Genomic DNA, 18,739 nt, shown 5'->3' on the forward strand with positions numbered 1-18,739 from the left:
CGACACGTTTCCGTGCGCTCCACTCCGTGCGGCACGACGACGGGGGCGAAAAGCACGAACTCAGCTCATTTTTAAGCGATCTTGGTGAATGAAGGGTTAGACCCTGCGGCATTCGGCCGTTCCCGGTCGGGGAAAACGATCCGATCCGCAGTCCTGGCGCGGAGCAAATTCCCAGTTCCAGGCGCCGTTTGAGGCGACACGACCCTTGCCGTCAGGCGGCAAAGCGGCTATATGAGCGCCATCAAACATCATCTCATATACGATCGCGTAGTGAGGGTGGGCCCTTCCGGACCCGCTCTTTTTTGTTACCTGGATCGCTCCGCCACGGGCGGGATCGGTCCGGTGAGCGCGATCGAACAGGCCCGACGGCCCAACCAAGCAAGACACGCGATCGACGCCTCGATGACGGAACCTACGTTCGCAACCGCTGACACCGACCTCCTGACCGAGCCCCGCCTCGTCGTCGAGCCGGGCGTCGCGGCGCGCGTGGCGGCGGTGGCCGACCCGGTGCTGCAGGGAATGGGGTACCGCCTGGTGCGGATCCGCATTTCGGGCGAAGGTGGTTGCACGGTCCAGGTGATGGCCGAGCGTCCCGACGGCACGATGCAGATCGAGGATTGCGAGGCGGTGTCGCGGGCGCTGTCGCCGGTGCTGGACATCGCCGATCCGATCGACCGTGCCTATCGGCTCGAGATCTCCTCGCCGGGCATCGACCGGCCGCTGGTCCGCCGCTCCGATTTCGAACGTCACATCGGTCATCTCGTCAAGATCGAGATGGCGGTGGCACATCAGAACCGCAAACGCTTCCGCGGCATCATCGCCGGCGTCGAAGGCGACGGCGTGCGCATCACCCGCGATGACGTGGCCAAGGACCAGGAGCCGGATGTCGTGCTGCTGATGGCCGACATCGGCGACGCCAAGATGGTGCTGACCGACGAGCTGATCGCCGAATCCATGCGCCGCGGCAAGGCGGCCGAGCGCGAGAAGAAGCGCGAGCTTGGAATCGTCCCACCGCTGGCGCCGCACGCCAAGCCGGCGGCCCAGGCGAAGCCCAAGCCGAAGCCGAAAGCAAAAGACGACAAGCCGGCCAAGAAGCCGCTGCCGACCAATACCAAGAAACATCGCCTCGCCGCCGATCGCGCGCGCAGAGGCGAGATCGATCCTGATTAGAGGAGATTTGAGCCATGGCCGTCAGCGCCAACCGGTTGGAACTGCTGCAGATCGCCGACGCCGTCGCGCGCGAGAAGTCGATCGACCGCGGCATCGTGATCGCGGCGATGGAAGACGCGATCGCCAAGGCCGCCCGCGCCCGCTACGGCAGCGAGACCGACGTTCATGCCGAGATCGATCCGAAGAAGGGTGAGCTGCGGCTGTCGCGCCACATGCTGGTGGTCGAGAAGGTCGAGAACCCCTCCAACCAGATCTCGCTGGATGACGCGCGCCGCGCCAACCCGGGCGCGCAGATCGGCGACACCATCGCCGACACCCTGCCGCCGCTGGAATATGGCCGCATCGCCGCGCAGTCGGCCAAGCAGGTCATCGTGCAGAAGGTGCGCGAGGCCGAGCGCGACCGGCAGTACCAGGAGTTCAAGGACCGCATCGGCGACATCGTCAATGGCGTCGTCAAGCGCGTCGAATATGGCAGCGTGATCCTCGACCTCGGGCGCGGCGAGGCGATCATCCGCCGCGACGAGATGCTGCCGCGCGAGGTGTTCCGCAACGGCGACCGCGTCCGCGCCTACGTCTTCGACGTCCGCCGCGAGACCCGCGGCCCGCAGATCTTCCTGTCGCGCACCCATCCGCAGTTCATGGCCAAGCTGTTCGCGCAGGAGGTGCCGGAGATCTATGACGGCATCGTCGAGATCAAGGCGGTCGCTCGCGACCCCGGCTCGCGCGCCAAGATCGGCGTTGTCTCCCGCGACTCCTCGGTCGACCCCGTCGGCGCCTGCGTCGGCATGCGCGGCTCGCGCGTGCAGGCGGTGGTGAACGAGCTGCAGGGCGAGAAAATCGACATCATTCCGTGGTCGCCCGACATCGCGACCTTCGTGGTCAACGCGCTGGCGCCGGCCGAAGTCGCCAAGGTCGTCATCGACGAGGACCGCGAGCGCATCGAGGTCGTGGTGCCCGACACCAACAACCAGCTCTCGCTGGCGATCGGCCGCCGCGGCCAGAACGTCCGCCTCGCCTCGCAGCTGACCGGCTGGGACATCGACATCCTGACCGAGCAGGAGGAATCCGAGCGCCGCCAGGCCGATTTCGAGAATTCCACCCGCGTGTTCATGGAATCGCTGAACGTCGACGAGGTCGTCGGCCAGCTGCTGGCGTCCGAAGGCTTCACCTCGGTCGAGGAGCTCGCCTTGGTCGACCTCAAGGATCTCGCCGGCATCGAGGGCTTCGACGAGGAGACCGCGACCGAGCTGCAGACCCGCGCCCGCGAATTCCTCGAGCAGCAGGAAGCCGAGCTCGAGGCCAGGCGTAAGGAGCTCGGCGTCGAGGACGCGGTGAAGGACGTGCCCGGCGTCACCACCAAGATGCTGGTCAAGTTCGGCGAGAACGACATCAAGACAGTCGAGGACCTCGCGGGCTGCGCGACCGACGATCTGGTCGGCTGGACCGAGCGCAAGGAGGGTGGCGAAGCCACCAAATTCCCCGGCATTCTCGACGGTCTCGATATCTCCCGCGACGATGCCGAGGCCATGGTCATGCAGGCCCGCGTCAAGGCCGGCTGGGTCAGTGAGGCTGACCTCGCCAAGGCCGAAGCCGAACCCGAGAATGAGGACGAAACGACCGAAGGACAGCCCGCCTGACCCGCTTGGCTCGTCCCATGGACACCACGATGACCCCCTCCCTGACCCAGCTCGCTTGAGATGAGGAGCCGCATCACCGCATGCTCGCTTTGGCCGACCCCGAGCTCGACAATGGACCGCGGACCGAGAAGTCCGCGACCATGCGCATGTGCGCCGTCAGCCGCGAAGTGCGGCCGATCGGCGAGCTGATCCGCTTCGTCGTCGGCCCGTCGGGCGAGGTCGTGCCCGACATCAAGCGCAAGCTGCCCGGACGGGGCTTGTGGATCACCGCCTCGCGCCAGGCGGTTGCGGAGGCGGTGCGGCGTCACCATTTCAGCCGAGGCTTCAAGACCAACGTCCGCGTCCCGCCAACCCTTGCCGAAGACCTGGAAGCCTTGCTGGCCCGCAGCGCGATCGAAGCGCTGGGGATTGCCGCCAAGGCCGGTCAGGTCGTCTCCGGTTTCTCCAAGGTGGAAGCGGCGCTGTCGCAGCGGCCATCACGGTCGACATTGGCAGCCCTCGTCCATGCCGCGGACGGCGCAGCCGACGGGATCCGCAAGCTCGACGCGCTGGTGCGGCCGAACGACGGGGGTCAGGACCAAGCCCCGACAATTCCGATCATCTGCTGTCTCACTTCGGCAGAATTGGATTTGGCACTTGGGCGCTCAAATGTGATACATGCTGCCGTGCTCGCAGGCCCGGCGAGCAGGACATTCCTGTCGCGCAGCCAGACACTGGTCCGATACCGGTCGGCCGACGCTGACAAGATTGCCGGAACCGCGGCCACGAAATCTGCTTCGACTTCGAAGACATAGCACTTTGAAGCCATAGCTACGAAGACATCGCGACGATTGCACGAATGAGACGGTGCGGTAGCCCGCACGCTGGTAACGAGATTAGGACGACTGAATGGCCGACAACAACACTCCGGGCGACAAGAAACTGAGTGTCCCGAGCAAGACCTTGACGCTGAAGCCGCGCGTCGAGACCGGCACGGTACGCCAGAGCTTCCCACATGGCCGGAGCAAGCAGGTGGTGGTCGAGAAGCGCGGCAAGCGCCGCGTCGGCGATGGGGGGCCCGATGCTCCGCATGCACCGGAGCCGACCGTCGCCAAGGCGCCGCCGCCCCCGCCATCGCCGCGCTCATCCGGACCGCGCCCATCCGGCTCGTCGCAGCGCGGCGGGTCCGGCGTCGTGCTCCGCACCCTGACCGAGGACGAGCGCTCGGCGCGCGCCAGCGCGCTGGCCGATGCCCGCGTGCGCGACATCGAGGAACGCCGCCAAGCCGAAGAGGAAGCCCGCCGCCGCGCCGAGCGCGAAGCCGCCGAACGCGCCGAGCGCGAGGCTGCCGAGGCGCGCCGCAAGGCCGAGGAAGAGCGGCACCGTCACGAAGAGGAAGCCAAGCGCAAGGCCGAGCTCGAAGCTAAGAAGCGGTTCGGTGAAGGCGAGGCGCCCCGTCCGGCGACATCCGCGCCCCAGCCCGCCGCAGCCGCACCGGCCCGCTCGACGCCCGCCCCCGGCAGGCCCGTCGGCGCACCGGGCAGCCGGCCGCAGCAGATTGGTGGTCCGAGCTCGCGGCCCGGTGGCGCTCAGCCGGCCGGCGCACGCCCGGCCGGCGCACGTCCTGCCGCCGGCGGTCCGCTCGGCCGCGCGCCGGCGGCCGTTGCCGCCGGTCCGGACGAGGATGAGGGTCCGCGCCAGATCCGCAGGGGTCCCGGCGGAGCCGCACGTCCCGCGCCGCCGCCGAAGACCACGCACAAGCCGGGCCCGCAGAAGCAGCGCGGCCGCCTGACGGTGGTCACGGCGCTCACGGCCGACGATGTGCGCGAGCGCTCGATCGCGTCGTTCCGCCGCCGCACGCAGCGCCTGAAGGGCCATGCCGCCAACGAGCAGAAGGAGAAGCTCGTCCGCGAGGTGACGATTCCGGAAGCCATCACCATCCAGGAGCTGGCGAACCGCATGTCGGAGCGCGCGGTCGACGTGATCCGTCTGCTGATGCGCCAGGGCGCGATGCACAAGATCACCGACGTGATCGATGCCGACACCGCGCAGCTGATCGCGGAAGAACTCGGCCACACCGTCAAGCGCGTCGCCGCCTCGGACGTGGAGGAGGGCCTGTTCGACGTCGTCGACGATTCGACCGACACCGAGCCGCGTTCGCCGGTCGTCACCGTCATGGGCCACGTCGACCACGGCAAGACCTCGCTGCTCGACGCGCTGCGCCACGCCAATGTGGTCTCGGGTGAGGCCGGCGGCATCACCCAGCACATCGGCGCCTATCAGGTGACCGCGCCGGATTCCGGCAAGAAGATCACCTTCATCGACACGCCCGGCCACGCCGCGTTCACCGCGATGCGCGCCCGCGGAGCCAAGGTCACCGACATCGTCGTGCTGGTGGTCGCGGCCGATGACGGCGTCATGCCGCAGACGATCGAGGCGATCAACCACGCCAAGGCGGCGAAGGTGCCGATGATCGTGGCGATCAACAAGATCGACAAGCCCGACGCCCGTCCCGAACGCGTCCGCACCGAGCTGCTCCAGCACGAGGTGCAGGTCGAATCGCTGGGCGGCGAGGTCGTCGACGTCGAGGTGTCCGCCAAGAACAAGACCAATCTCGATCGTCTGCTCGAGATGATCGCGTTGCAGGCCGACATCCTCGACCTCAAGACCAATTCGGATCGCCCGGCCGAAGGGACCGTGATCGAAGCCAAGCTCGATCGCGGCCGCGGCCCGGTCGCGACCGTGCTGGTTCAGCGCGGCACCTTGCGGGTCGGCGATATCATCGTCGCCGGCGCCGAGATGGGCCGCGTCCGCGCGCTGATCTCGGACCAGGGCGAGACGTTGCAGGAGGCAGGCCCGTCGGTGCCGGTCGAGGTGCTCGGCTTCAACGGTCCGCCGGAAGCTGGCGATCGTCTCGCCGTCGTCGAGAACGAAGCCCGTGCCCGCCAGGTCACCAGCTATCGCGCGCATCAGAAGCGCGAGAACGCGGCAGCCTCGATCTCCGGCATGCGCGGTTCGCTCGAACAGATGATGTCGCAATTGAAGACTGTGGGCCGCAAGGAATTCCCGCTGATCATCAAGGCCGACGTGCAGGGCTCGCTGGAAGCCATTCTCGGCTCGCTGGAGAAGCTCGGCACCGAGGAGGTCGCCGCCCGCATCCTGCATGCCGGCGTCGGCGGCATCAGCGAGTCCGACGTCACGCTGGCCGAAGGCTTCAACGCCGCGATCATCGGCTTCTCGGTGCGAGCCAACAAGGAAGCGGCCGCACTCGCCAAGCGCAACGGCATCGAGATCCGCTACTACAACATCATCTACGACCTCGTGGATGACGTGAAGAAGGCGATGAGCGGCCTCCTGGCCCCCACGCTTCGGGAAACCATGCTCGGCAACGCGCAGATCCTGGAGGTGTTCAACATCTCCAAGGTCGGCAAGGTCGCCGGCTGCCGCGTCACCGACGGCACTGTCGAACGCGGCGCCAATGTCCGCCTGATCCGCGACAACGTCGTGGTTCACGAGGGCAAGCTGTCGACCCTGAAGCGCTTCAAGGACGAAGTGAAGGAAGTGCAGGCCGGCCAGGAATGCGGCATGGCCTTCGAGAGCTACGGCGACATGCGTGTCGGCGACGTCATCGAGTGTTATCGCGTGGAGACCATCCAGCGCTCGCTGTAAGTCCGAATCCTACAGAGCGCTGCAATTCGAGCGAGCAGCGATTCCGTGCACCTGCGGAATCGCCGCGCCTCTTGAACTTAACGAAGCGTCGTTGAACTCAATCAGAATGATCCTCTCGCCCGTGCTCACGCCGGGCGACGATCCATTGGATTTTTGAAAAATGCCTCGCCATCACCAGAGGGGAAGCGCCGCTTCCGGCGGCTCGCAGCGTCAGTTGCGCGTGGCCGAGACCGTGCGTCACGCTGTCGCCGACATTCTCAGCCACGGTGACGTGCACGACCCGGACCTGGAGGGACACATCATTACGGTGCCCGAAGTCCGCATGTCGCCCGACCTGAAGCTCGCCACGATCTACATCATGCCGCTCGGCGGACAGGATACGGACGTCGTGCTCACGGCGCTGGAGCGCAACAAGAAGTTCCTGCGCGGCGACATCGCGCGGCGCGTTAACCTGAAATTTGCACCTGACATCCGCTTCCGCGTCGACGAGCGATTCGACGAAGCGGAACGGATCGAGAAATTACTGCGAACACCCGCGGTGCAGAGAGACCTCAATTCGGATTCGGAAGAGAGCTGATGACCATTCCCCCCGAAACCGGCACTGTCGACGCGCCGAGCGCCGAACCGACCGCGGCCAAGACGATCCATTCTGCCGACGGACGCCCGCCGCGCGACAACAACGATCCGCGCAACAAGCCGCGCCAAGGGAACGGTCAGGGCAACCAGCCGCGCCGCGATCGTCGCGACGTCCATGGCTGGGTCGTGCTCGACAAGCCGATCGGCATGACCTCGACCCAGGCCGTGGCGGTGGTGAAGCGCCTGTTCCAGGCCAAGCGCGCCGGCCATGCCGGCACGCTCGATCCGCTCGCCTCCGGCGGCCTGCCGATCGCGCTGGGCGAAGCCACCAAGACGGTTCCCTTCGTGATGGACGGCCGCAAGCGCTACCGCTTCACCGTGACCTGGGGCGAGGAGCGCGATACCGACGACACCGAAGGACGGGTCGTCGAGACCAGCGACAGCCGGCCGGATGCCGCGGCGATCCGGGCGCTACTGCCGCAATTTACCGGCCGGATCGAGCAGACGCCGCCGCGCTATTCCGCGATCAAGATCCAGGGCGAGCGCGCCTATGATCTCGCCCGCGACGGCGAGGTCGTCGAGCTCCAGCCGCGCCCGGTCGAGATCCATGAACTGACCCTCGTCGACCAGCCCGACCCCGACCATTCGGTATTCGAGGCGGAATGCGGCAAGGGAACCTATGTCCGGGCGCTGGCCCGCGACATGGGCCGCCTCCTCGGCTGTTACGGCCATATCAGCGCGCTCCGGCGGACCCTGGTGGGTCCGTTTACCGAGAACGACATGATTCCGCTGGAACAGTTGGAGGCTTTGTGCAATAGAGCCGCGTCCGGTGAGGGAAGCCTCGCCGACGCACTCCTGCCCGTTGAGACCGCGCTGGACGACATCCCGGCACTGGCCGTCACTCGGGCTGATGCGGCAAGGCTCCACAGGGGCCAGGCCGTTTTGTTGCGCGGACGGGATGCGCCCAATAGTAGCGGCACAGTCTATGTCACGGTCGCAGGCCGCCTTCTGGCGCTTGCCGAAATTGGCAATGGCGAACTCATCCCCAAGCGCGTGTTCAACCTGACCGGACTGACTGCCAGCTCCGGTCGCAACGAAAGAGACTGACGATGTCGGTGACCGCAGAGCGCAAGGCGGAAATCATCAAGGCGAACGCCACCAAGGCCGGTGATACCGGTTCTCCCGAGGTGCAGGTTGCGATCCTGTCGGAACGCATCAACAACCTGACCAGCCATTTCAAGACCCACGGCAAGGACAACCACTCCCGCCGCGGCCTCCTGAAGCTGGTGTCGACCCGCCGTTCGCTGCTGGACTATCTGAAGAAGAACGACGAGGCGCGCTACAAGGCGCTGCTCGAGAAGCACAACATCCGTCGTTGAGCTTCGCGTTGGAATGAGCGCGCGCAGTCCAGCGCGCGTTGATGGCATGATGCCGAGGACGCCGCTTCGATCGCGGCGTTCGCGAGTCCGGGATCATGCGGTCCGGCCGGATCTGGAAAGAGGCAGATACGCTCTTCGCCTGATCCTTCCCGGACCATGCAGTACGCCTCAGCAGCAATCCGGCCGCTGGGCGTAACGGGCAAGGTGCCCGTTATTTACGAGAAGGATGGACGCCATCCGAAATAAGAAAACCATGGCAGGATCGCAGGGCGCTGATCGTTTTCCAGCGCCCTGCAATCTTGCGCATGGTTTTTTTGTTTCCGGGGAGTCTGCCTTCGATCATCTCATGAAAGAAGATACCCATGTTTACCAAGCATTCCGTCGAGATCGACTGGGGTGGGCGTCCGCTCAAGCTGGAAACCGGCAAGATCGCCCGTCAGGCTGACGGCGCCGTCGTCGCCACCTATGGCGAGACCGTCGTGCTCGCGACCGTCGTCGCCGCCAAGGCGCCGCGCGAGGGCGTCGACTTCCTGCCCCTGACCGTCGACTATCAGGAAAAGACCTACGCCGCGGGCCGCATTCCCGGCGGCTATTTCAAGCGCGAGGGCCGTCCGACCGAGAAGGAGACGCTGGTCTCCCGCCTGATCGACCGCCCGATCCGCCCGCTGTTCGTCGATGCCTGGCGCAACGAGACCCAGGTGATCGTGACCGTGCTGTCGCACGACATGGAGAACGATCCGGACATCGTGGCGCTGGTCGGCGCGTCGGCCGCGCTGACCTTGTCGGGCGTTCCGTTCAAGGGCCCGATCGGCGCGGCCCGCGTCGGCTTCGCCAATGACGAATACATCCTCAATCCGACCCTCGACGAGATGGCCGACACCCAGCTCGACCTGGTCGTCGCCGGCACCTCGGACGCCGTGCTGATGGTGGAATCGGAGGCCAAGGAGCTCAACGAGGACATCATGCTCGGTGCGGTGATGTTCGGTCACCGTCACTTCCAGCCGGTGATCAACGCGATCATCGAGCTCGCCGAGAAGGCCGCCAAGGAGCCGCGCGACGTCGCGATCATCGACAACGGCGCGATCGAGAAGGAGATGCTCGGGATCGCCGAGCAGGACCTGCGCAACGCCTACGCGATTCCGATCAAGCAGCAGCGCTATGCTGCCGTCGGCGCCGTCAAGGAAAAGGTGATGGCCTACTTCTTCCCCGAGGGGCAGGAGCCGAAATACGACAAGCTCCGGATCGCCGCCGTGTTCAAGGAGCTCGAGGCCAAGATCGTCCGCTGGAACATCCTGGACACCGGCAAGCGCATCGACGGCCGTGACGCCAAGACGGTGCGCAACATCGTCTGCGAGGTCGGCGTGCTGCCCCGCGCCCACGGTTCGGCGCTGTTCACCCGCGGCGAAACCCAGGCGCTGGTCGTAACCACGCTCGGCACCGGCGAGGACGAGCAGTACATCGACGCGCTGTCGGGGACGTACAAAGAGACGTTCCTGCTGCACTACAACTTCCCGCCCTACTCCGTCGGTGAGACCGGCCGTCTCGGCGGCACCAAGCGCCGTGAGATCGGCCACGGCAAGCTCGCCTGGCGCGCCATCCACCCGGTGCTGCCGCCGCATCACGAGTTCCCCTACACCACGCGCGTGGTGTCGGAGGTGACCGAGTCCAACGGTTCGTCGTCGATGGCCACCGTCTGCGGCTCCTCGCTGGCGCTGATGGATGCAGGCGTGCCGCTGAAGCGGCCGACTGCGGGCATCGCGATGGGTCTGATCCTGGAAGGCAGCCGCTTCGCCGTGCTGTCCGACATTCTCGGCGACGAGGACCATCTCGGCGACATGGACTTCAAGGTTGCGGGCACCGAGAGCGGCATCACCTCGCTGCAGATGGACATCAAGATCGAGGGCATCACCGAGGAGATCATGCGGGTTGCGCTGGGCCAGGCCCGCGAAGGCCGCATCCACATCCTGGGTGAGATGTCCAAGGCGCTGACCGCCGCGCGCGCCGAGCTCGGCGAATACGCGCCGCGCATCGAGACCTTCAAGATCCCGACCGACAAGATCCGCGAAGTGATCGGCACCGGCGGCAAGGTGATCCGCGAGATCGTCGAGAAGACCGGCGCCAAGGTCAACATCGAGGACGACGGCACCGTGAAGGTCGCCTCCAACGACGGCGAGGCGATGAAGGCCGCCATCAAGTGGATCAAGTCGATCGCCTCCGATCCGGAGGTCGGCCAGATCTATGACGGCACCGTCGTCAAGGTGATGGAGTTCGGCGCCTTCGTGAACTTCTTCGGTACCCGCGACGGCCTCGTGCACATCTCGCAGCTCGCCGACAAGCGCGTGCAGAAGACCACCGACGTCGTCAAGGAAGGCGACAAGGTCAAGGTCAAGCTGCTCGGCTTCGACGACCGCGGCAAGACCCGGCTGTCGATGAAGGCGGTCGACCAGACCACCGGCGAGGATCTCGAGGCCAAGCAGAAGGACGCGCCCGCCGAGGCGCGCGAAGCCGCCGGCGAGTAAAGCCGGGGCACCATTCGAGTGAAACACAAAGGGCGGCTTTCGAGCCGCCCTTTTTTGTTGTCCTATTGGTCGCGCACCCTCGCGCGTCCCGGGTCACGGCTGCGGATGCAGAGGCCGTCACCCCGCTTAAGGTCACCCACATGCACCATCCTATCATCCGCCCTGCCCGCCCGGACGAATACGACGCCGTCGCCAGGCTCTGGATGGAGAGCTGGTGTTCGACGGGCCTGGAAGCGCAGAGCGAGAGGCTGCTCGCGGTCCTCAGGGAGCGCGTGCCGCGTGAAGTCGCCGGCGGTTGGAGCCTGTATGTCGCCGACGACCGCGGCGGCCTCGCGGCGATGCTCGCGATCAACGTCCCCACGCTCTATCTCGACCAGCTGATGATCGCCCCGTCCCATCAGGGCCGCTCGCTCGGCCGCCGGCTGCTCGCCTTCACCCGCGAGCTGCTCCCCGACGAAGTGTGGCTGCGCTGCGCGAAGGGCAACGACAAGGCGTGGCGCTGGTACGAGCGCGAGGGCTTCGTGCTGGAAAAGGAGGAAGCTGACCCGCTGCACGGCCGGATCATGAAATATTATCGCTGGAAGCGTGACGGTCAGGCGGCAGCCTCCTGATCGCAGAGCGTGCAAGCGCAAATCTTGCGCGTGGCGACCGGAAACCGTTGCGTGCGCCTTCGCAGGCGAACTAAGTTCGAGTTCCCGACGACCTTGCATTCTCGAACCGTCCCCATGTCCGTGCCGCTCCTGCCGATCCGCCGCCTTGCGCTCGTCGTCCTCGCCGCTGCCTTCGCAACCGGGGCTTGGGCCCAGGCTCCGTCAGCAACGGCGCCCAAGGCCGCCCCCGCGGCCAAGAAACCCTCCGGAAAGACAAAGGCGATGGCGAAACCAGGCGCCATCGAAAGCGGTCCGTGCCGTCTTGGCGTCATTGCCGCACTCGGCGACCAGCTCGCCGTCAGCAAGTTCGGCCTCACCGTGTTTGAAATCGAAGAGGACGAAGTCACGTTGCCGGGATGGGGACTGGACGACCTCGCCATGGCGCGCGTGCGCGCGGCCACCGGCGGCGACCCGGCCGTGCACAGGATCGGCTATCCGAAAGGCGCGTTCGAGCCGTACTACCATCCGACGTCGCGCTTCCTGCCCGATCCGAAGGAGAGCCTGGCCTCGATCGTGCGCAACGTCACCACGAATGCCAACTGCGCACGCTACCTCGTCGTCACCAGGTTCGAGACGACCATTCCCAACACCACCCTGAGGCTCAGAGGCATCGGCGCCTACAATCAGGGGGTCGGATCGATCCTCAGGCACTCGCATCTGTTTGCGAACGTCAACGTCACGCTCATCGACGGCCAATCCTACGAGAAGATCAGCTCGTTCTCGGCGGATACCGGCGCCAGGCTGGCCGAGACCATGAGGCTCACCGAGGATCCTCTCAACAAGCTCGACAATGCCGACTTCCCCGAGCCTCTCGCGGCTGCGGCCTCCAGCACCGTCCTGCGCGAGCGGCTGCGCACCCTGGTCGCGGCGAAGCTCGATCGCGACCTGCCGAGCTATCTGAAGATCGAATGATGCCGTCGCCCGCGTTCACACGGTTCGAACGAGCTTCATTGGCCCAATCCTCTCCCCTATGCGACGAGCTCTCCCAGTGACAATCTCTCGCCGACTGGCGCCGCTGTTCATGGCCGTGATCTGGTCATGCACCGATGCCCTGGCGCAATCGGCGCCGGCGCCGCTGAATGCCAAAACAGCACCAAAGACCGCGGGCACCGCTGCCAAGGCAGCCAAGCCGACGACGGCCCTTCGCGAGGGCGGACCGTGCGAGGTCGGGGTGATCGCCGCGCTCGGCGATGCCTTCACGGTGCAGAAGAACGGCATGACCCGCCTGGGCGACGAGTACGCCGAAGTGCCGGTGTCCTGGGGTTTCGACGACATCGTCTACGCGCGTGTGAAGGCAGCCGCGGGTGATAGCGGGATCCGCCGCATCAGCGTCCCCAGGGGCGCATTCGATCCGTTCTATCAGTCGCCACCGGTCAAGGCCGAGAACGGGAAGCTCACGCCCATCGTCAGGAAGGTGGCCGGCACGGCAGGGTGCGCTCGCTACCTCGTGATCACCCGCCGGACCGACAGCGAACCCTCGACAAACGACGAGGTTACCGGCGTCGGTGTCATCAACCGGGGCGAGGGATTCGGCCGGATCAGCCACGTCTTCACCATGATCGATATCCAGCTCTATGACGGCGCGACGTTCGAGACGCGCGAGCCTGCCACGAGCTCCAGATCGCTGCTCTCACGGCTGACGTCCGGCGTCGGACCGCCGTCTCACGCCGGGGACGTCGACAACTCCGCATTCCCCGCTTCGCCGCCGGAGGCTGCGAACAACAATGTGCTGCGCGACATGGCGCGTTCGATGCTCAAATTCCGGCTCGACCAGCGCTTGCCGGCCTATTTCGGGCGCGAATAGAACGACGAGCTCGGCGCGTCACAGCCTGATCTTCAGCACCGCGTGGCCCGACTGCTGGACGAGACCGGACGATGTCGCGTTGATGCCATAGCGGATGCTGAGGTCGAGCCGGTCGTTGCCGGCGGCCACAAGACCAAGGCCCGCCGAATAGATCCATGGCGACAGGCCGAGGCCATGGGTGACAAAGCTCTCGCCGCCGCCCGAGAACGCCGCGCTGATCTGCAGCGGCTGATTCAGCGCGTTGTAGCCGACGCCGATATCGCTGGTCAGACGAATCTGCCTGGTGGGCGCGTAGACCGCTTTCAGCTGCGCCGTCGTCACGAGCTCCTGATAGATCTGAGGATCGACGTTGAGGCTGAAACCGCCGGCACCGTTCTCGCCGTAGGAATTGCTGCGAACCGTGCCGTAGTCCAGGCGCAGTGCTGGAACGAGCGCGAATCCGTCCTGCAGCGGAATGCGCGTCTTGATGCCTGCGCCGGCATGGCCGCTGTAGGAGCGATAGCTGCCGCCGGCGGATGCGCCCATGAAGCTCAGCGACCGGTTTTCGCCGTTATCGGTCGATCCGCCATCGAGCTGATAGTCGAAGAGGACATCACGGGTGATGGCGTAGGCTCCATAGAGCCCGAGCTGATAGGAGGCGAGACCGAGACGGTTCGGCACGGCGGCGTCGCTTCCCGTGATCGTGTGATGAGAATAACCGAGAACGCCGCCAATGATGGCGCGGGACGAGACTGCGACGTCGGCGCCGAACGCCAGACCGCCGCCGGAGGCGTCATAGCCGGGAACGCCATCGCGCCCCGTCTGCTGCGCGGTGCCGCCGAGAGGCTGCATCCAGACATTGCGACCAGCGGCCCAGCCGATGCTGCCGACATCGTCGAGCCTGTTGGTCATCGTCTGCCGGAACGCCTGCTGGCTGACATGGGTCGCCTGCGAGGCCGCCCCGGTCAACACCGGCAACGTCTGCTTCACGGCGGCGCTGAGAGATGGACCGCTGAGATTATCAAGCGCGGCAAAGCCCGAGACCATCGATCCGGTCCAGCCGGCCGACGTCATCGACAGCCGGTACAGTACGTCAGCCGCTTCCAAGCCGACGCGGCCGCCTGCAGACCGCAGCGTATCCGCATAAGGCCGGATCAGCGACATCGTCGCCAGTCCTCCAGTCAAATTCCCGGTAAGGTCGTAGGTCGACACCAGCATCTGCGCGCCCGCGGCGTTGCCGCTCGCCGTGCCATAGAGGCTGGTCAGGGTGCCGCGCGAGAGGGTGTTGAACAGCAGGCTGCCCTCGGGAGTCACCGAGCCGAGCAGCGTGAAGCCCGCCGCGGCGCTGCCGGGCGGTGCGACGCCCGCACCCCAGAAATAGCCGTTCTGATAGTTGGTGATGACGAAACGGCCCGGCGCCTGCGTGCCGAACAACGTCGGACTGACGATCCGCCAAGGCGTGCCGGCGGTCCACGCCCATTGCGGCACGGAGTTGGCCGGCACCGGTGCCGAGGGCGGCGGCGTGAAGGTCGCGGGATCATAGGGCAGCATGTAGGCCCAATGCGTCACCAGCAGGCTGTCGCCGGTGATCATCTGCATTTCCATGCTGGTCACGCCGTTGACGTTGCGCATATAGCCGAGTCCGACGGTCGCAGTGCCGCCGCCGGTCGGCGTGAACAGCATGGTGATCTGGCCGCTGGTGGTGACGAAGCCCTGGATGGTCGAGGTGTCCGTCAGCAGCGCCAGCCCGATCCTGAGCTGCGCGACGCTGGTGCCGGTGAAGGCGCCGTTGCTCGCGGTGCCCAAGGTCCACAACGTCTGGTCACCGATCGGGACCGGATTGGAGAAGCCCGTCTTCGGCGACATGTACGCGAGCAGCTGCGCCGTCGGCACATACCAGCTGGTGTTGGAGATCGTGGAGTCCCAGACGCTCGATTGCGCCTGCGCCGGCCCGGCGCCCCCTGCCACAAGCGCAATGCCGGTCATCGCGCAGAGAGCGATGACACGGGCCTTCGAACGCAGCATCAATCGCCCCCACGACTTGTCTTGCTGCCGGCGCGAGCGGCTGGCTGACGGCCGCGGCCGATGCACCGGTCATGATGCATCGCAGCGTCGTCGCAACAACCAACACGAGTTGCGCCAATGCTTCCTGATTAGCCGTTCAGGAACATTGTCTTCAACTGGGAAAATTTGGGTCGATCGGGGGACGGAGTCTCGCGTTCCCCTGATACCGCCGATGCGCGCGGAGGTCAGTCCGCCTTGAGATCCTCGGGGCGCGGCATCGAGATCACGTTGTAGCCGGAATCGACGTAGTGGATCTCGCCGGTGACGCCGCCGGACAGCTCCGACAGCAGATAGAGCGCCGAGCCGCCAAGCTCCTCCAGGGTCACGCCGCGACCGAGCGGCGAGTGCTTCTGCTGAAAGGCGAACATGAAGCGGGCATCGCCGATGCCCGAGCCCGCCAGCGTGCGCACCGGGCCGGCTGAGATCGCGTTGACACGGATGCTGCGGCGGCCGTAGTCGGCGGCGAGATAGCGCACCGAGGCTTCCAACGCGGCCTTGGCGACACCCATCACGTTGTAGTTCGGCATCACGCGGTTGGAGCCGTCGAAGGTCAAGGTGATCATGCTGCCGCCGCTTTCCGGCATCAGCTCGGCGGCGCGCTTGGCGATCTCGGTGAAGGAGAAGCAGGAGATCAGCATCGTGCGCGCAAAATTCTCGCGCGAGGTGTCGGCGTAGCGGCCCTTGAGCTCGTTCTTGTCGGAGAAGGCGACCGCATGGACGACGAAGTCGAGCCCGCCCCAGGCCTCGCGCAATGCGGTGAACACGCCGTCGACGCTGGCGATGTCCTCGACGTCGCAAGGCAACACGTGCTTGACGCCGAGCTCGTCGGCGAGCGGACGGACGCGCTTGCCGAGCGCGTCGCCCTGATAGGTGAAGGCCATCTCGGCACCATGCGCAGCCAGCGTCTTGGCGATGCCCCAGGCGATCGAATGGTCGTTGGCGATGCCCATGACCAGGCCGCGCTTGCCTGCCATCAGTCCCTGCATGATGTCTCTCCTTCGTCATGCCGGGATCGACCCAGCCAGGATGATCGTTCCGTCTTCGAGACGCCAATGGCCGGACATCGGTGCGAAGAATGAGCTTCGCGCTGCTGCCCGGCCATGATGCCGACGAAACCAGTGCTGTTGGAAATCTTAGGCGTCGAGCTGCTTGAACACCAGCGTCGCGTTGGTGCCGCCGAAGCCGAACGAGTTCGACAGCACGGTGCCGAGCTTGGCGTTGTCGATGCGCTTGCGCACGATCGGCATGTCGGCGAAGGCGGGATCGAGCTCGGTGATGTTGGCGCTCTCGCAGATGAAGCCGTTCTTCATCATCAGCAGCGAATAGATCGCTTCCTGGACGCCGGTGGCGCCGAGCGAGTGGCCGGTCAGCGCCTTGGTCGCCGAGATTGGCGGACATTTCTCGCCGCGGCCGAACACCTTGCGGATCGCCTCGATCTCCGGCGGATCGCCGGCCGGCGTCGAAGTCGCATGCGGATTGATGTAGTCGATCTTGGTCTTCACGGTCGACAGCGCGAGCTGCATGCAGCGCTCGGCGCCCTCGCCGGAAGGCGCAACCATGTCGTAACCGTCGGACGTCGCGCCGTAGCCCACGATCTCGCCGTAGATCTTGGCGCCGCGCGCCTTGGCGTGCTCGAGCTCTTCCAGCACGAGGACGCCGGCGCCGCCGGCGATCACGAAGCCGTCGCGCGTGACGTCATAGGGCCGCGACGCGGTGGCGGGCGTGTCGTTGTGCTTGGACGACATCGCGCCCATCGCGTCGAACAGCACCGACAGCGTCCAGTCGAGCTCTTCGCAGCCGCCGGCGAACATCACGTCCTGCTTGCCGTACTGGATCATCTCGTAGGAATTGCCGATGCAATGATTGGAGGTCGCACAGGCTGAGGAGATCGAGTAGTTGACGCCCTTGATCTTGAACCAGGTCGCCAACGTCGCCGAGGCCGTCGACGACATTGCCTTCGGCACGGCGAACGGACCGACGCGCTTCGGGCCCTTGGTGCGGGTGATGTCGGCCGCTTCCACCAGCGTGCGCGTCGATGGCCCGCCTGAGCCCATGATGATGCCGGTTCTGACGTTGGAGACGTCGGTCGGCTCCAACCCGGAATCGAGGATGGCCTGCTCCATGGCGACATGATTCCACGCCGCCCCCTCGCCGAGGAAGCGCATGGCGCGGCGGTCGACCACGTCGGCGGGATTCAGCGTCGGCGCACCTTGCACCTGCGAACGAAAACCAAGCTCGGCATATTTCTCGGCGCGGGAGATACCGGACTTCGCCTCGTACAGGCTGGCGAGCACCTCCTGGGTGTTGTTGCCGATCGATGAGACGATGCCCATGCCCGTGATGACAACCCGCCTCATGATGTCCGCCTCACCTTGCTCGTGTGTTGTGTTGCAGCCGTGCCTGCTGCACTGTCTGTGGTCGCAGCCTGCCGGTTCAAGTCGGCGCGGCGCCCTGCTTGAACAGGCCGACCTTCAGGTCCTTGGCGCGATAGATAATCTCGCCATCCATCGAAAGCCACCCGTCGGCAATACCGAGCACCAGCTTTGAGCGCATCACGCGCTTGATGTCGACGTTGTACACAACCTTGCGGGCGGTCGGCAGCACCTGGCCGGAAAACTTGAGATCGCCGAGGCCCAGCGCACGGCCGCGCCCCGCGCCGCCGGTCCAGCCGAGGTAGAAGCCGACCATCTGCCACATCGCATCGAGGCCGAGACAGCCCGGCATCACCGGATCATTCTTGAAATGGCAGCCGAAGAACCAGAGATCCGGCTTCACGTCGAGCTCGGCGCGGACGACGCCCTTGCCGAACTCGCCGCCGGTCTCGGAGATCTCGACGATCCGATCGAACATCAGCATCGGCGGCAGCGGCAGTTGTGCATTGCCGGGGCCGAACAGCTCCCCGCGGCCGCAGGCCAGCAGGTCCTCGTATTCATATGCGCTGCGCCGATCCAGCATGCTTGGTGGCCTTTCTCAACGATCCCCGGTGGAATTTGTGCCGCGCGACATGGACCCTTCCCGCGCGCCGCCCCCTTCCGCGCCGCGCTGGCCGGTCATCGCGTCGGCACGAAGGCTGGGCCATCGCACTTGGCGAACATGACCGCTGTCAGCGGCGGGCCTAACGACGCCTGGATTCGCGCACATGGCCATCACGGCCGCCGGCGCTCACCATGGCAGGGCAAATCGGGTCCGGGCGCTCTCTAACATAGAGGATTGCGGCGTCAATGCGCGTATCCAGGTAAATCGACGCAGCACCAGGGCCGGCGCCCGAACCGGGCGGCAAATGCAGTTTAGGAGCGTTCTAGATACGTTAGTT

At 65.9% G+C, this 18,739-nt stretch carries 15 protein-coding genes; 11 read left to right on the plus strand and 4 right to left on the minus strand.

Going from position 1 to position 18,739, the window contains the following annotated elements:
* Window positions 1-402: 402 nt before the first annotated feature.
* The 11 genes from rimP to ACQR0W_RS09190 all read left to right on the plus strand — a co-directional run bounded on the left by rimP (window position 403) and on the right by ACQR0W_RS09190 (window position 13,383).
* On the plus strand, window positions 403-1,170 hold the full coding sequence (rimP, locus tag ACQR0W_RS09140; protein ID WP_316186523.1) for a ribosome maturation factor RimP: 768 nt from the start codon (window positions 403-405) through the stop codon (window positions 1,168-1,170).
* Window positions 1,171-1,184: 14 nt separating this feature from the next.
* Window positions 1,185-2,807, plus strand: a complete 1,623-nt coding sequence (gene nusA / locus ACQR0W_RS09145; RefSeq protein ID WP_315716926.1) for a transcription termination factor NusA — start codon at window positions 1,185-1,187, stop codon at window positions 2,805-2,807.
* Between the two features lie 80 nt (window positions 2,808-2,887).
* Window positions 2,888-3,601: an RNA-binding protein gene (locus tag ACQR0W_RS09150; protein ID WP_315751781.1), complete on the plus strand. Its 714-nt coding sequence runs from the start codon at window positions 2,888-2,890 to the stop codon at window positions 3,599-3,601.
* Window positions 3,602-3,695: 94 nt separating this feature from the next.
* Entirely contained in the window at window positions 3,696-6,455 is a 2,760-nt protein-coding gene (gene infB / locus ACQR0W_RS09155; RefSeq protein ID WP_315716924.1) for a translation initiation factor IF-2, read from the plus strand.
* A 160-nt stretch (window positions 6,456-6,615) separates the two neighbouring features.
* A complete protein-coding gene (rbfA, locus tag ACQR0W_RS09160) occupies window positions 6,616-7,032 on the plus strand; it encodes a 30S ribosome-binding factor RbfA (RefSeq protein ID WP_315716923.1) in 417 nt (138 codons plus the stop codon).
* A complete protein-coding gene (gene truB / locus ACQR0W_RS09165; RefSeq protein WP_316186522.1) occupies window positions 7,032-8,138 on the plus strand; it encodes a tRNA pseudouridine(55) synthase TruB in 1,107 nt (368 codons plus the stop codon). Before rbfA ends, truB begins: the two co-directional genes overlap by 1 nt.
* 2 nt (window positions 8,139-8,140) lie before the next feature.
* The gene (gene rpsO, locus ACQR0W_RS09170; protein WP_009025947.1) at window positions 8,141-8,410 is read left to right on the plus strand and encodes a 30S ribosomal protein S15; all 270 of its coding nucleotides are present in this window, start codon (window positions 8,141-8,143) and stop codon (window positions 8,408-8,410) included.
* A 362-nt stretch (window positions 8,411-8,772) separates the two neighbouring features.
* Window positions 8,773-10,929, plus strand: coding sequence for a polyribonucleotide nucleotidyltransferase (pnp, locus tag ACQR0W_RS09175; protein ID WP_316186520.1), 2,157 nt, complete (start codon window positions 8,773-8,775; stop codon window positions 10,927-10,929).
* Between the two features lie 140 nt (window positions 10,930-11,069).
* Entirely contained in the window at window positions 11,070-11,540 is a 471-nt protein-coding gene (locus ACQR0W_RS09180; RefSeq protein WP_315716920.1) for a GNAT family N-acetyltransferase, read from the plus strand.
* Between the two features lie 114 nt (window positions 11,541-11,654).
* The gene (locus tag ACQR0W_RS09185; protein ID WP_434840625.1) at window positions 11,655-12,491 is read left to right on the plus strand and encodes a hypothetical protein; all 837 of its coding nucleotides are present in this window, start codon (window positions 11,655-11,657) and stop codon (window positions 12,489-12,491) included.
* A 259-nt stretch (window positions 12,492-12,750) separates the two neighbouring features.
* Complete coding sequence (locus ACQR0W_RS09190; RefSeq protein ID WP_316170038.1) at window positions 12,751-13,383, plus strand: hypothetical protein; 633 nt, start codon at window positions 12,751-12,753, stop codon at window positions 13,381-13,383.
* An 18-nt stretch (window positions 13,384-13,401) separates the two neighbouring features.
* On the opposite strand, the gene ACQR0W_RS09195 is transcribed toward ACQR0W_RS09190, so the two are convergent.
* The 4 genes from ACQR0W_RS09195 to fabA form a co-directional block, all read right to left on the minus strand.
* Window positions 13,402-15,387 carry an autotransporter outer membrane beta-barrel domain-containing protein gene (locus tag ACQR0W_RS09195; protein WP_316170037.1) on the minus strand — a complete coding sequence of 662 codons (1,986 nt, stop codon included), beginning with the start codon at window positions 15,385-15,387 and terminating at the stop codon, window positions 13,402-13,404.
* A 224-nt stretch (window positions 15,388-15,611) separates the two neighbouring features.
* Window positions 15,612-16,412 (minus strand): enoyl-ACP reductase FabI, encoded by an 801-nt coding sequence (gene fabI, locus ACQR0W_RS09200; RefSeq protein WP_315716916.1) that lies wholly within the window; start codon window positions 16,410-16,412, stop codon window positions 15,612-15,614.
* A gap of 147 nt (window positions 16,413-16,559) precedes the next feature.
* On the minus strand, window positions 16,560-17,783 hold the full coding sequence (gene fabB, locus ACQR0W_RS09205; protein WP_315716915.1) for a beta-ketoacyl-ACP synthase I: 1,224 nt from the start codon (window positions 17,781-17,783) through the stop codon (window positions 16,560-16,562).
* A 76-nt stretch (window positions 17,784-17,859) separates the two neighbouring features.
* Entirely contained in the window at window positions 17,860-18,381 is a 522-nt protein-coding gene (gene fabA, locus ACQR0W_RS09210) for a 3-hydroxyacyl-[acyl-carrier-protein] dehydratase FabA (protein WP_315716914.1), read from the minus strand.
* Window positions 18,382-18,739 lie beyond the last annotated feature (358 nt).

The sequence above is a fragment of the Bradyrhizobium sp. HKCCYLRH1034 genome (genome assembly GCF_051168375.1).
Classification (GTDB): domain Bacteria; phylum Pseudomonadota; class Alphaproteobacteria; order Rhizobiales; family Xanthobacteraceae; genus Bradyrhizobium.